The following is a 12,611-nucleotide window of genomic DNA, read 5'->3' on the forward strand; positions in this document are numbered from 1 at the left end:
GCATGAAGGGTGATCGGGTCTCGGCGGTCATCGCTAGACCTTCAGGTATCGCCGGAGGGTCAAGAGAGAGGATATCCCGGCCAGACCCGCACCCAAGGCGATCAGCACGGGCGCGATGACCAGCACTTGGGTAGAGGAAATAAAGGGGGTGTTGAGGAACTGTGTCGACAGATCCCCGTTAAGCCAGAAGTGCGCCATCAACCACAGGGTGACCGAGGCAAGTACTGCGCCCACGACAGCAGCGATCACACCCTCCAGGATGAACGGTAGCTGGATGACTGTTTTGGACGCACCGACGAGCCGCATGATCCCCGTTTCCCGGCGTCTGCTGAAGGCAGAAAGCCGGATGGTGGTGGTAATAAGCAGCACCGCGCAGAAGATCATGACCACGGCTACACCCATCGCAGCAACCGACGCCCCGTTCATCCAGGAAAAGATGCGTTCCAGGACCTGCCGCTGGTCGCTGACCGTCTCGACTCCCGGCTGGGAGGAGAACGTCTCACTGATGATCTGGTACTTTTCCGGGTTCTTCATGTTGATCCGGAAGGAGGCCGGCAGCTGGTCCTCGGACACCGAATCCACAATCGGTGAATTGGAGAACTGTTCCTTGAAGTGCGTGTAGGCCTCAGTCTGGGACTCGAACTGGAAATCGTTGATGTATTGCTTGACCGCCGGCGACTCAAGCATTGCCTGCAGGTTCTCCTGCTGCTCCTTGGTGGCCGGTCCCGAAGCGCAGCCGACCGCCGTCGAACCGTCGTTGCAGAGGAAGACTGCCACCTGGACTTTGTCGTACCAGTAGCCCTTCATCTGGTTGATCTGCATCTGCAGCATTCCGGCCGCACCCACGAACGTCAAGGAAACGAACGTCACCAGGACCACCGAAATGACCATGGAAAGGTTCCGGCGGAGGCCACTGCCGATTTCCCCCAGGATAAACAGGAGCCTCACAGCTGCGCCCCCTGTGCACGGTTGAGTTCCTCGCCGCTGGCATCCCGCAGACGGCGCGATTCGCCAACCACCGGAATCATCGAGGTGTAGAGGGCCTTGGCTTCGTCTCGAATGACCTTGCCGTTCTTGAGCTCCACCACGCGGCGGCGCATTTCATTGACGATGTCGTCGTCGTGGGTTGCCATGACTACTGTGGTGCCGTTCTGGTTGATCTTGTCCAGGACTCCCATGATTCCCATCGAGGTGATGGGGTCCAGGTTGCCCGTCGGTTCGTCCGCCAGCAGGATGCCGGGACGATTCACGACGGCGCGGGCGATCGCCACGCGCTGCTGTTCGCCACCTGAAAGTTCGTGGGGCATGCGGCGCTCTTTGCCTTCCAGGCCCACGGTCTTCAGGACTTCGGGAACTGTTTCGCGGATAATTGAACGGCTCTTGCCGATCACCTGCATCGCGAAGGCAACGTTGGCAAAGACATTCTTTTGCGGCAGCAGGCGGAAGTCCTGGAAAACCACGCCGATGCCGCGACGAAGCTTGGGTACACGCCAGCTCGAAATGTTGGCCACGTTTTGCCCGGCAACATACACAGATCCCGACGAGGCTTTATCTTCCTTCAGGATCAAGCGAAGAAAGGTGGACTTGCCTGAGCCCGACGCACCTACAAGGAAGGTGAATTCGCCGCGGTTGATCTCAAGGCTGACAGAGTCGAGCGCCGGTCGGGCATTCTGCTCGTAGACCTTGGTGACATTCTCAAATCTGATCATGGCCCTTTAGAACCCCGCCGGACATGACATAGTCGCCCAGTCCAACAGCCGGAGCGCGGGCTTTCGATGGGGGAAGTGAGAGCACCGGCCACTCGACTATACGCACGGGTAAGTCGGATTTACCTGGCTTTGAAGGGCGTGTCGCAGAATCCCGAGGGTTGACGCCCCCGGATTCCGCTTGTCTCCGTTTTAGTTGGCAGCGGCTTTAGTTAGCAGCGGCGTTACGGTTGCCCGTACGCCAACGGATGCCGGCGTCAATGAAGTCGTCAATGTCGCCGTCCAGCACTGCAGACGTGTTGCCCACTTCATGTTCCGTTCGCAGATCCTTGACCATCTGGTACGGATTGAGAACGTAGGAGCGCATCTGGTCACCCCAGGACGCTTTGACATCCCCTGCCAGTGCCTTCTTTTCGGCGTCCTGTTGCTCCTTCTTGACCAGCAGAAGGCGGGACTGAAGAACTCGCATGGCTGCCGCCCGGTTCTGGAGCTGCGATTTTTCGTTCTGCATCGAGACCACAATGCCCGTGGGAATGTGGGTCAGTCGTACCGCAGAGTCAGTGGTGTTGACCGACTGGCCGCCCGGTCCCGAAGAACGGAAGACGTCAACACGAATTTCGTTGTCCGGAATTTCGATGGAGTCCGTCTGTTCGATCAACGGAATGACTTCGACTGCCGCGAAGGACGTCTGTCGGCGGCCTTGGTTGTCGAAAGGACTGATGCGGACCAACCGGTGTGTTCCTGCTTCGACGCTCAACGTGCCGAACGCGTACGGCGCCTTGACCTCGAACGTGGCCGATTTCAGTCCCGCCTCCTCGGCATAGGAGGTATCCATCACGGTGGTCGGGTACCCGTGGCGTTCTGCCCAGCGCAGGTACATCCGCATCAGCATCTCGGCGAAATCTGCTGCGTCGACTCCGCCGGCGCCCGCGCGGATGGTAACCACAGCTTCGCGTTCGTCGTACTCGCCTGCCAAGAGTGTGGTGATTTCAAGTTCCGCCAGAGCCTTGCGAATGGACGACAACTCCTTCGCAGCTTCCGCCATGGAGTCTTCGTCGCCCTCGTCCTGGCCGAGCTCCACTAGGACTTCAAGGTCATCGATCCGGGAGTCCAGCTTGGAAAGACGCTCAACTTCCGACTGCCGGTGTGACAACCTCGAGGTAATCACCTGGGCTGAAGCCGGGTCATCCCAAAGGTCCGGGGCTCCGGCTTGCTCGCTCAGTTCAGCGATCTCAGCTTTGAGTGCATCAACATCGGTAACGTTCTCGATGGAGCTGTAAGTTGCGCGAAGTGCGCGGATTTCTGCGGGAAAATCTATCTCAGCCATGGTCATCCCAGCGTACGCTATCCGTCGCGCTCCCCCGACGGCCCGGTTCTTTCATGCAGGACCATGACCCGGACATTATTGGGTCAGCGATGAGCGGGCTACCGATCGGGCCTCTACCAGGATCCCGTCCGGCAAGAGGAAGCTGATAACCGGAGGATGGGCCACAGCGGTAAGGACCACCACAGCCGTGCCGCCGGGTTCGCTGCCCGTTCCGGCCGTCAAGGCAAGGCGATCATGATGGGAAGAGGCGTCGGTTCCGGAAAGGTAGGAGTATGCCCCGGACCGCACGCGCTCATCGACCAACGTCGGGCCGGGACGGGTCCCGGTTCCCATATCTCCCACCATGAAGGTGTCGGCGGCGGCCAGCGCGGCTCCGTCCGCAAGTGACAACAGTTTTTTGTACTCCAGGTAGACGGCCGAGACAGCCATAACCGCTGTTGCCAGAAGGAGCGCCAGCACAACGAAGCCAATAATGAGAACAGCGATCTGACCCTCTTCGCGGGCTTCGCCACGGCGACGCAGCGTCGTCACAGGAAGCGCCCCACAACTTGAGTGGCCGACGCACTCAAACGGGCGGCGCTCAAGCCCACCGAATCCCCGAAGGGCATCAAGGGCAAGGGAACGTCCAGGGAAACCGTCACCGTCACCTTTGCTCCTGCCGACAGACAGTCCGCTCTGTCACACGCCACCTCAACATTGGCTTGGTCCGGGGCGTGCCCGTAGTCCCCCAGGGCAAGGAAGACCGCCCGTTCAGCTGCAGCCCTGGCATCGGGAAGGGCACTCCGGGCCACGAAGACCTTTGCGGCTTGGTCGGCGGCACCGACCACCGCAAGAGACCCACCTTGGATTTGCCCCACTGTCACCACGAAGTAGACCACCGGAACCATGAGCAATACGGCCAGGAAGATAAATTCCACCACGGCACTGCCCTGTTCGCTTTCTGGCGCCCGGTTGTCTCTCCTGCTTTCCCGGGTGGTCACCTCGGCTGGATCCCCAGCAGGCGCTCCAGCCGGCTCTACAGACAGACACATGGCTTCGCGCGTCCGTTGCAGGAAGGCTGCCAGCAGCTTCAGGGGCGGTTCAGTACACTGCATGACCTTTCACCTCCAGCAACCCACGGGGACCTAAGAGCCCGACAACTGGCATGGGCGCCTTCACCGTCACCTCCAAGGTGCGGACTCCGTCCACTATGACATCGCTGCATGCGATGTCTCCGGAAAAGTCGCCATTCAAGGCCGAGTGAATCAACTCCGCGGTCCGCGCCCGGGCATCTGCCGGCGTGCGGTCCGCCAAGGCCCCATACCGAGCACCGGAGGCCGCAGCATCAATCAGGGTGTTTCTGACATGCAACACCAAGGTGAGCTGAACGATCGCCATGAAAAACAGCGTCAGCAGCGCGCCGACCAAGACAAAGTCGACAACGGCGGACCCGCACTCGTCGGAGACGCTCCGCCGTTGATTGGTCCGAAGACGTGAACCAGCGGAGGGTTCCGGCCGCACTCCTACTGGCCCACTTTCTTTATCGCCTGATCGAACAGGCCCTCCAAAGCAGGAGCGGCCAAGGCAAGAAGGCCAGCGACCAAGACGGCCGACATCAGGGTGATCATGACCCAGCCAGGCACGTCCCCTCGATCTCGATCCTCGGCACAGGGCTGTCCCCTGAACGCGACTGCCAGGACCCACGAGGCGCTGACACGGTTCAGGAAAGAGGTGGCGGACATTCTGCTTGCAATGCGGTTCATGGTTCTCCCCAAGATGAATGGATCGGTATGCGGATATGACGTGAAGTGATGCGATGGTTACGTGGAAAATGCTGCTTCCATGGGCTGGATTGCTTCGATGGATGGAACTCCTTTGGCGGCCCCGGCGAAGGCTTACAGGCTGATTTCCAGCGCCGCTACGGCCGGGAAGGCAGCGAAGATAACAGTGAGCGGGAGCACCCCGAAAACGAGCGGCACCATCATGGCGATTTCTTTTCTGCCCGCGGACTCCATGAGCTCGCGTTTTGCGGCGTCGCGAACGTCCGCAGCCTGTGCCCGGAGGACATCGGCCAAGGGCGTCCCCCGTTCCACCGCGACCACCAACCCGTCAAAAAACCTGGCCAGGGGAGGCAGCTCCGACCTCATGGAGAACGCTTGGAGTGCCTCGGACAGTGATTTGCCGGATCTGGCATCGGCGAGGACAAGACCAAACTCTGCTGAGAGTTCCCCCTTGGAACTGCGGCTTACCCTGTCCATGGCGCCCATGGCGCTCTCGCCTGCAGCAACGGCGAGCGCCATCAACTCTGCGAGACTCGGAAATTCGGACAGCATCGCCGATTCCCGCTTCCTGATCCGTTGTCCCAGAACGTAGTCCCGGAGCACGTAACCCCCGGCTGCGCCTGAGATGACACAAGCAACAAGGAAAGCAGGGCTGAACTGGCCTGCGGCGGCGCTTATCACGACGACAAGTACTCCCACTACGAAGCCTGCGCAGGCCCAAAGGAGCTGTTCGGCTCGGAAGTCCAGCGTGGATTTGGAAGAACCAGCGCGCGCCAGCCTCTTTCCCAGTGCTGCAGACCCGATGTTGAACCGGGACAGGTACGTGATGGCGTCACCAATGATGGGACGCACTATCCTCTCCAGCGGCCCGAACGGCGTGAGGTTATGAGTTGGCGTGCGCAGGAGCCGAGATTCCAGGTTCCTGGATCTCAGCTGGGCCTCGATGCGGTCCGCAAAGGTGTTCTTTCGCATGAACGGGAGCCGCACCAGGATCAACCAGCAACCCGCCCCAAGAAGCAGCCCGCAGAGCACGGCAAACGCGGTGGTAGTGGTCATCGAAGAACCCGTTGATCCTCTGGTAACGCTCCAACCCGCAGCATCACGGAATAGCTGACAACGGATACCAACAGCCCACCGAGCAAGACCATGGCTCCTGTGCCCGAGTTGTAGGCCAGCATTGCTTCAGGCCGGCTTGCCATGACGACGAGGACCACCCAGGGCGCCGCTACGGCCAGCCGCGCTGCATTGATGGTCCATGACTGTCGGGCTTCGAGTTCGCTTCGAGTGCGTGCGCTGTCTCGCAGGAACTCGGAGAGAGTGCCGAGCATACGGCCGAGATCCGAACCGCCTACCTCGCGGGTCATTCTGAGTGCCTCGATGATTCGGTCTGCGACAGGGTCTGCCAGCCGTGCTTTCAGCCTGTTAAGGGCGGCCTCAAACTGTCCGCCGGATCTGTAGTCGGCCCCAAAGTCCACGAACAGCGTGCGAAGTTCTTCCGGTCCCTTATCTCCCAATTGGATCAGCGCTTCCGGCAAGGCGAGACCAGCTCGTATGGCTGAGCGCAAGTGGTCCACAACGTCCGGCCACAATAGCCGAAGCGCGGCCCGGCGCTTGCGTGCCCGCCAACGGACCGCTGCGAAAGGAACCCACGAACCAAAGAGCGAAAAGCAGGCTGCAACCGGCGGCGACCCCGTGATGACGAAGAACACCAGCAATGCGAAGAGGCCGAAGCCCGCGCACGTGAGAAGAAGACCTCCACCCGTTACTTTTTCAATGCCTGCTGAGGTGAGCAGCAGCTCAAGGCGCCCGGGGCCTGATTCTTTTGCTTCTGCCGGCGGTTGTACCCATGCGGACCACCAGACGAGGAACACCCCAAGTCCGCAGAGGATGCCGAGAAGGGACGCCATCAGTTCAATTCCAGAAGTGCGGCGACATCGAAGCCTGCCCGGGCGAACTTCTCCGCGGCGGGCATGGAGTTGGCCCGGGGCAGCAGTTGCGAGCCGACCATGCCGAACACAACCGAGGACTCGATGATTCCGTTTTCGACCCTCCGTCCGAGTGAGAGGATCTCAGTCACCTGCCTGCGGCCCGTGGAGTGGCGGCTGCAATGCACTACGAGGTCGATGCAGGATGCCACTGTCGGCACCACGAAGGCACTGGAAATATTTGCCCCTGCCAGGAGCGGGAGCGTGCAGATCTTAGTCACTGCATCATGTGCGGAATTGGCATGGACGGTGCACATGCCTGGCAACCCGGAGTTAAGCGCAATCAGCATGTCGAGGCTCTCGGCTTCCCGCACCTCTCCCACTACCAGTCTGTCCGGCCGCATCCTCAAGGCTTCCTTGACCAACCGCCGCAGTGGAATTTCGCCTTCCCCTTCCAGATTGGGTTGCCGGCACTGCAATCCGACGACGTCACGCAGCGGGAGTTGCAGTTCGAAGATCTCTTCCACCGTAATGACACGTTCACGGGAACCGATGTGGGCAGCCAGGCAGTTCAACATGGTGGTCTTCCCAGCCTGGGTGGCACCCGATACGAGGATGTTGAGACCGCTGGCGACAGCTGCTCCCAGGAACCGTGCGGCCTGTGGCGTGAGGCTTCCCAGCTCGACCAAATGCTCCAGACGGCTTGCCCGCGCAATGAACTTCCGGATATTGACCGCCCAGTGCTTCCGGGTAATGTCCGGGATGGCAACGTGCAACCTCGAACCGTCCGGGAGGGCGGCATCGACGAACGGGGACGAAAGATCCAGTCGTCGCCCCGAACTCTTGAGCATTCGTTCCACAAGGTCCCTGACCTGCTGCCCGGTCAGGCTGATGCCCGTGAGTTCCGATTCACCATTGCGGGCAACGAAGATTTCGTGCGGCGCATTGATCCATACCTCTTCAACCGCGGCATCGTCCAGGAGCGGCTGCAGCGGCCCGAAGCCGGCCACCGCATCGAAGATGTGCCGCCGGGCAGTCTCAAGGTGGCCGAGGGAAGGAAGAGGGCCCAACAGCGCACGTTCGTCGTAGTCATTCACTGCTGCTTCCACCAGGAGCCTGACGTCCGAAGCCTGCTCGAGGGGATCCAATCCCCTGCGCCGAATGAGCTCCCGAACTTCTCCCTCGACGATCCTTACAGCATCCACTTCTTCCCCAACCGACCACGAAGTTTGTCAAACGAGAGGAACATCTCGCCTCATTCACGCTAAGCGAGCACCAACACCCCTTCAACCCAGTGGAGCGGGCATGTGGATAACTAGGGATCACCAGTCACGTCAGCAACCCAAATCCCACTAGTCACTCCAGTTTCAGGATGTTAGGGTAAAGCCCGTTAGGAGCTGGCCTTTGGTCTCATGCGCAAGCGCCCGCCCCGGAGCTTGTCCGCAAGCCACCCCATGCGCCGCTGAGCCGCGGCACAGGGCCGGATGTGAAGATGAAAAGACGTTCTAGTGAACCGTCCCGCCGCACCCCTCTCACCCGTGTTGGCGTAGCGCTGACGATCGCCCTCTTAGCAGGCTCTTGCCTGGGATCGCCCGCCTCGGCAGAGACGCCCGGACCACGTCCAGCTCCATCACCCGCGTCCCCATCAGGAAATCCCTCGCAGGGGCCACAACCAGTAGGTGGTATTGCCCCCACAACCACCCCGGGCAGTGAAACCCCTCAGGTGACACAGCAGGCACCGGGCCAGCAACAGCCGCCTCCCGCCGTCGAACCTTCACCTGCGGCACCGCCGCTGCCGGCGGTGGGACCTACAAGCGATTCCGGCGAGCAGGCGCCCAAGAAGCAGGAAATGCCTGGCAACGCACCGAACGCTGAAGCCATGAAGGCAGCGATGCTGGCAGCCATCCCGGCGGGCGGCGCGGAAATGGGTCAACGGTCTCCCCGTGTCCTGGCAGCCAAGCAGGGCAAAGATGCGTCGGGAGCCTCGGGCTCACTGGCAGTAGGAGGCGCAGTCAGCGCCGCCGTCCCCATGGCGGCCGACCCGGGCCACTGGCGGCCGACTATCGGCATCGCAGGACAGGACGTCAGCGCCCACCAAGGGAACGTGAACTGGCAAAGCCAGTGGAACCAGGGATCCCGCTGGGCATACGTCAAGGCATCCGAAGGCAATTACTACCTCAACGAGAACTACACCCAGCAGTACAACGGCTCCCGCAATGTGGGCATGGTTCGGGGTGCCTATCACTTCGCCATCCCCAACTGGTCATCAGGCGCTGACCAGGCACGGTATTTCGTCGCGAACGGTGGAGGCTGGACGGATGATGGATACACCCTTCCGCCCGTCCTGGACATCGAATACAACCCCTACGCCGGGCGAACCATCAACGGGTTCTACTTCGGCAACACCTGCTACGACATGTCCAAAGCGCAGTTGGGGCAGTGGGCAGCCGACTTTGGCAACACCGTCAAAGCCCTGACCGGCCGCTTCCCGGTCATCTACAGCACCACCGATTGGTGGAACACGTGCGTTGGCAACACCACATTCGGCAGCTATCCCCTGTGGATCGCCTCTTACTGGAACAACCCCACCAACTCCCCTGGCTCCATGCCGGTCAGTTGGGGCGACTACACCATGTGGCAGTACAGCAGCACCGGCCCTTTCGAAGGCGATTCGAACATCTTCAACGGCAGCTACGACCAGCTGCGGACCTTTGCCCGCGGGGTTTCAAATCCTTCAAACCCGTCCATCAAGTCAGCCGCAGACATCCTGACCACCAGCGCGGCAGGGCGTTTGGACGCCTTCCCGGCGAACGGGGCCGGCAGAATCACCGGCCCCGTGGCCATAGGTTCAGGATGGTCCGGCGCGAAGGCGCTCTACGTCGTGGACTGGAACCAGGACGGCGTCCAGGACATCCTCTCCCAGTGGTCCGATGGGACGCTGAAGGTCTTCCGGGGAGCTCCCGGGGGTTCTTTCTACGCACCCATTCAAGTCGGTTCCGGATGGCAGGAAATGTCACTGACCGTGGGCTGGTGGAACGTCAAGGACGCCTACCCGGGAGTGATCGGACAGGACTATCGGGGGAACCTGTACAGATACTCGAACAATGGTGGCGGCGGCCTCGGGAACGGTGTTCTGATAGGAACCGGTTTCAGTGGACACCAACTGAACCAGATCGACTTCGACGGCGACGGCAACCAGGACATCGTCACACGCACCACGGACGGCACCCTGCGACTCTTCCGATCCAACGGTGTGGGCAGCTTCATCAGCGAACCCGGACGAGTCATTGGTTCAGGCTGGGGCAGCATGACGGCAGTGAGCTCCGCAGTCAACTTCAACGGAGCGGACTCGCAGGGACTCCACGCCCGGGCATCGAACGGGGACCTCTACTACTACCCCGCCGGATCCGGGTCGTGGGGCAACCGCAGCCTCATCGGCGTGGGGTGGAACGATGCCAGCCTCATCAGCGGTGCAGCACTTGACGTCGAGTCCACCCTGGGGATCGACCAAGAGGACATCGTGGCAGTCCGCCCCGATGCCAACCTCTACCGATACCCGGGGACCGGAACCACGGCCTTGTTGCCGGAAGACCTCATCGGCACGGGCTGGGCGGGCTTGAAGGCAGGCTTCGTCACAGACTGGAACGGCGATGGCGCCCTGGACATCGTGGCGCAATGGTCCGACGGCCGCTTGAACGTTTACCCCGGCAGGAACGGCAGCGGCTTTGGAGCCGCGATCTCCCTGGGGAGCAACTGGAAAGACTGGACGCTGAGTGTCGGCACCTGGAAGAAGGCCGACGCGCATCCCGGAATCGTGGGATACGACTCCGCGGGCAGGTTGTATTACTTCAACAACCCCACCGGGAAAACCGTTTCCACAGGCGTATCCATAGGCGCCGGCTGGACGGGCCTGGAGATCACACAGGTGGACTTTGACAAGGATTCCAATGCCGACCTCCTCGTCAAGACGGGCACTGGCGATCTCAAGCTGTACCGTTCCAACGGCACCGGAAACTTCGTCCAGGAACCCGCCGGCGTCGTGGGCACGGGGTGGAACGTGATGTCAGAGTTTGCAGCAATCCGTGGTTTCGCAGGTGCCGGGTCGCTGGGCATCATCGCGCGGACCACCACCGGGGACCTCCGGTACTACCCCGTGGGCGCCAACAAGTCGTGGGGTACGCCCACCAAGATCGGCACTGGCTGGAGCAGCCTGACAATTCTGGCGCCGGCTGCCAAGTAGCGGCCAGCGTCGTCAGTGGCGGCCAGCGTCGTCAGTGGCGGCCAGCGTCGTGACGTGACGGCGGGCCGGTCCAAGGAGTCCTCGGGCCGACCCGCCATCAAGTAGACACACTCTAGGCAAGCAAGGCATTCATCGCATTGACCAGCGTCGTCTCCACGCCATTGGTTCCGGCTTTAAAATGAGCCAAGTGGCCATACACTGTCATTGAACCACCGGCAATCCCCGGGAAATCAGGTTCCCATCCACCCTCATAGCTGCCAAGCGGCATGAACGGCGGAAAGAATTCATTGCTGGGGATATAGCAGCATGATTCATTTGCATATCCGCCAACAATAATTCCGTTGTTCCCGCCATTCCTTCCACGGAAGTAGGCTGCGTACCCACTGACGAGTTCACCACCTATCATGGCGATCTTCAATTGGGGGCTTCCGTTGAATTTCCACACTTGGAAGGGTGACGGCACAGCCGTATCAAAACTGTTGCTGTCGATCCGCCCGATCATGACCTGCGCGTGGCGCTGGTACCACTGGGGTTGGCCGTTGGGGTTGGCGAGTCGGGCTACGTAGGAAGCGCGCACGGCGGCCAGATTGCCGGCAGTTGGAGTGATATCCAGCGGCAACTGGACCTCCTGGTAGCGTGTGACCATGGGGCCGCTCAGCGCACGCCCCGCCGATTGCATGTTTGAGTGCACGGTGGCACCCAACGCGTCCCCGTGCTGATCCCTGAGTGCCCAACTGCGGACTCCACCCGGATCCTGGTCACCGGCTGGCCCCTGAACGAACATCGCAAAACAATTCGGGTTCCGGTTTTCAATGTAATTGCAGGCACCTGCAGCGAAATCTCCATCAAAAAGCGTCCGCAAGCCTGCGCTGATGGGGTGGCATCCATAACTGAAAATCACTGCTGCCGGCGTCCCGTTGCCCCGCCTGGCCACCAGAATCGGCACGGCAGTTTCGGTGTATGGCAACCCTACCCGGTTGGCAGAAAAGTTCTGGCTCGAAACTTTATAGTCGAAGGTCACCGCCGTTTCATCGGCATCCAGGGCTTCCTGGGCAAGGTTCACTATGGTGTCTTCAAGATCGTCGCTGTAGGAACGCACCAAACCCAGGTCCGCGAGCCCATAGGCCATGAAGGGGTGGAGGGTGTCAATCAAGGCGGGCCCATTATGCGTATGGGTCGCCTGGATCAGGATGTCGCTGCTGGACCACGTCGTAAGGCCAATGATCCTGTCACGGATCCTTTGATGCATGGCCCGCGGCAAAGCCAGGACGTCCAGGCTGATGATGATGTGGGGGTGGGCGTCTTCCCAGATAAGAATCGCCCGCGCGTACAACGGCTCAAAGGGTGAGCTGCTGGTTGCCTCGCGGCCACCGTCAGTTGAACCATATCCGGCCATGTAGGGATTGGTGCTCAGCGACGGCGTTATGTCAGCGCTTGCAGTTCCAATTCTGAACGCCATAAAAGATCACTCCTTGATTGTGCGCAACGGGTGATCTTTGTTTGCTCTGCAACAAATTTCGTTTCCCGGATACGCTGAACAGCCAATACGTGAGACCACTTTCATTAGACCATGTGATCCCGCAGTTTTGTGTGGTTGGAAGGGATGGACATCGGCCCCATTAGGCGCCGTCCCGGCCTGGAAAAATCCGGCCG

At 60.8% G+C, this 12,611-nt stretch carries 12 protein-coding genes; 1 reads left to right on the forward strand and 11 read right to left on the reverse strand.

Features of this window, described 5'->3' with window-relative positions; genetic code table 11:
• Positions 1-33 precede the first annotated feature (33 nt).
• The 10 genes from ftsX to RQH14_RS07665 all read right to left on the reverse strand — a co-directional run bounded on the left by ftsX (position 34) and on the right by RQH14_RS07665 (position 7,923).
• Positions 34-948, reverse strand: coding sequence for a permease-like cell division protein FtsX (ftsX, locus tag RQH14_RS07620; protein WP_311212705.1), 915 nt, complete (start codon positions 946-948; stop codon positions 34-36).
• Entirely contained in the window at positions 945-1,709 is a 765-nt protein-coding gene (gene ftsE / locus RQH14_RS07625) for a cell division ATP-binding protein FtsE (RefSeq protein WP_017198501.1), read from the reverse strand. Before ftsE ends, ftsX begins: the two co-directional genes overlap by 4 nt.
• A gap of 205 nt (positions 1,710-1,914) precedes the next feature.
• A complete protein-coding gene (gene prfB / locus RQH14_RS07630) occupies positions 1,915-3,033 on the reverse strand; it encodes a peptide chain release factor 2 (protein WP_311212706.1) in 1,119 nt (372 codons plus the stop codon).
• Positions 3,034-3,108: 75 nt separating this feature from the next.
• Positions 3,109-3,564, reverse strand: a complete 456-nt coding sequence (locus tag RQH14_RS07635) for a pilus assembly protein TadG-related protein (protein WP_311212707.1) — start codon at positions 3,562-3,564, stop codon at positions 3,109-3,111.
• Positions 3,561-4,127 (reverse strand): hypothetical protein, encoded by a 567-nt coding sequence (locus tag RQH14_RS07640; protein WP_311212708.1) that lies wholly within the window; start codon positions 4,125-4,127, stop codon positions 3,561-3,563. Before RQH14_RS07640 ends, RQH14_RS07635 begins: the two co-directional genes overlap by 4 nt.
• Positions 4,114-4,533 (reverse strand): pilus assembly protein, encoded by a 420-nt coding sequence (locus tag RQH14_RS07645; RefSeq protein ID WP_311212709.1) that lies wholly within the window; start codon positions 4,531-4,533, stop codon positions 4,114-4,116. The genes RQH14_RS07640 and RQH14_RS07645 overlap by 14 nt, the downstream gene beginning before the upstream one ends.
• Positions 4,534-4,535: 2 nt before the next feature.
• Positions 4,536-4,775: a hypothetical protein gene (locus RQH14_RS07650; RefSeq protein WP_311212710.1), complete on the reverse strand. Its 240-nt coding sequence runs from the start codon at positions 4,773-4,775 to the stop codon at positions 4,536-4,538.
• A gap of 132 nt (positions 4,776-4,907) precedes the next feature.
• On the reverse strand, positions 4,908-5,849 hold the full coding sequence (locus tag RQH14_RS07655; RefSeq protein ID WP_311212711.1) for a type II secretion system F family protein: 942 nt from the start codon (positions 5,847-5,849) through the stop codon (positions 4,908-4,910).
• Positions 5,846-6,700 (reverse strand): type II secretion system F family protein, encoded by an 855-nt coding sequence (locus tag RQH14_RS07660; RefSeq protein WP_311212712.1) that lies wholly within the window; start codon positions 6,698-6,700, stop codon positions 5,846-5,848. Before RQH14_RS07660 ends, RQH14_RS07655 begins: the two co-directional genes overlap by 4 nt.
• Positions 6,700-7,923 carry an ATPase, T2SS/T4P/T4SS family gene (locus RQH14_RS07665; RefSeq protein WP_311212713.1) on the reverse strand — a complete coding sequence of 408 codons (1,224 nt, stop codon included), beginning with the start codon at positions 7,921-7,923 and terminating at the stop codon, positions 6,700-6,702. Before RQH14_RS07665 ends, RQH14_RS07660 begins: the two co-directional genes overlap by 1 nt.
• Before the next feature lie 518 nt (positions 7,924-8,441).
• Here RQH14_RS07665 and RQH14_RS07670 point away from each other — a divergent pair.
• On the forward strand, positions 8,442-10,958 hold the full coding sequence (locus RQH14_RS07670; RefSeq protein WP_311212714.1) for a GH25 family lysozyme: 2,517 nt from the start codon (positions 8,442-8,444) through the stop codon (positions 10,956-10,958).
• Positions 10,959-11,070: 112 nt separating this feature from the next.
• Here the strand turns inward: RQH14_RS07670 and RQH14_RS07675 are convergent, their stop codons facing one another.
• Positions 11,071-12,417 carry a hypothetical protein gene (locus tag RQH14_RS07675; RefSeq protein ID WP_311212715.1) on the reverse strand — a complete coding sequence of 449 codons (1,347 nt, stop codon included), beginning with the start codon at positions 12,415-12,417 and terminating at the stop codon, positions 11,071-11,073.
• Between the last annotated feature and the right edge of the window lie 194 nt (positions 12,418-12,611).

It is taken from the genome of Arthrobacter sp. WCS2018Hpa-7, from assembly GCF_031843805.1.
In the GTDB taxonomy this organism is placed as follows: Bacteria; Actinomycetota; Actinomycetes; order Actinomycetales; family Micrococcaceae; genus Arthrobacter.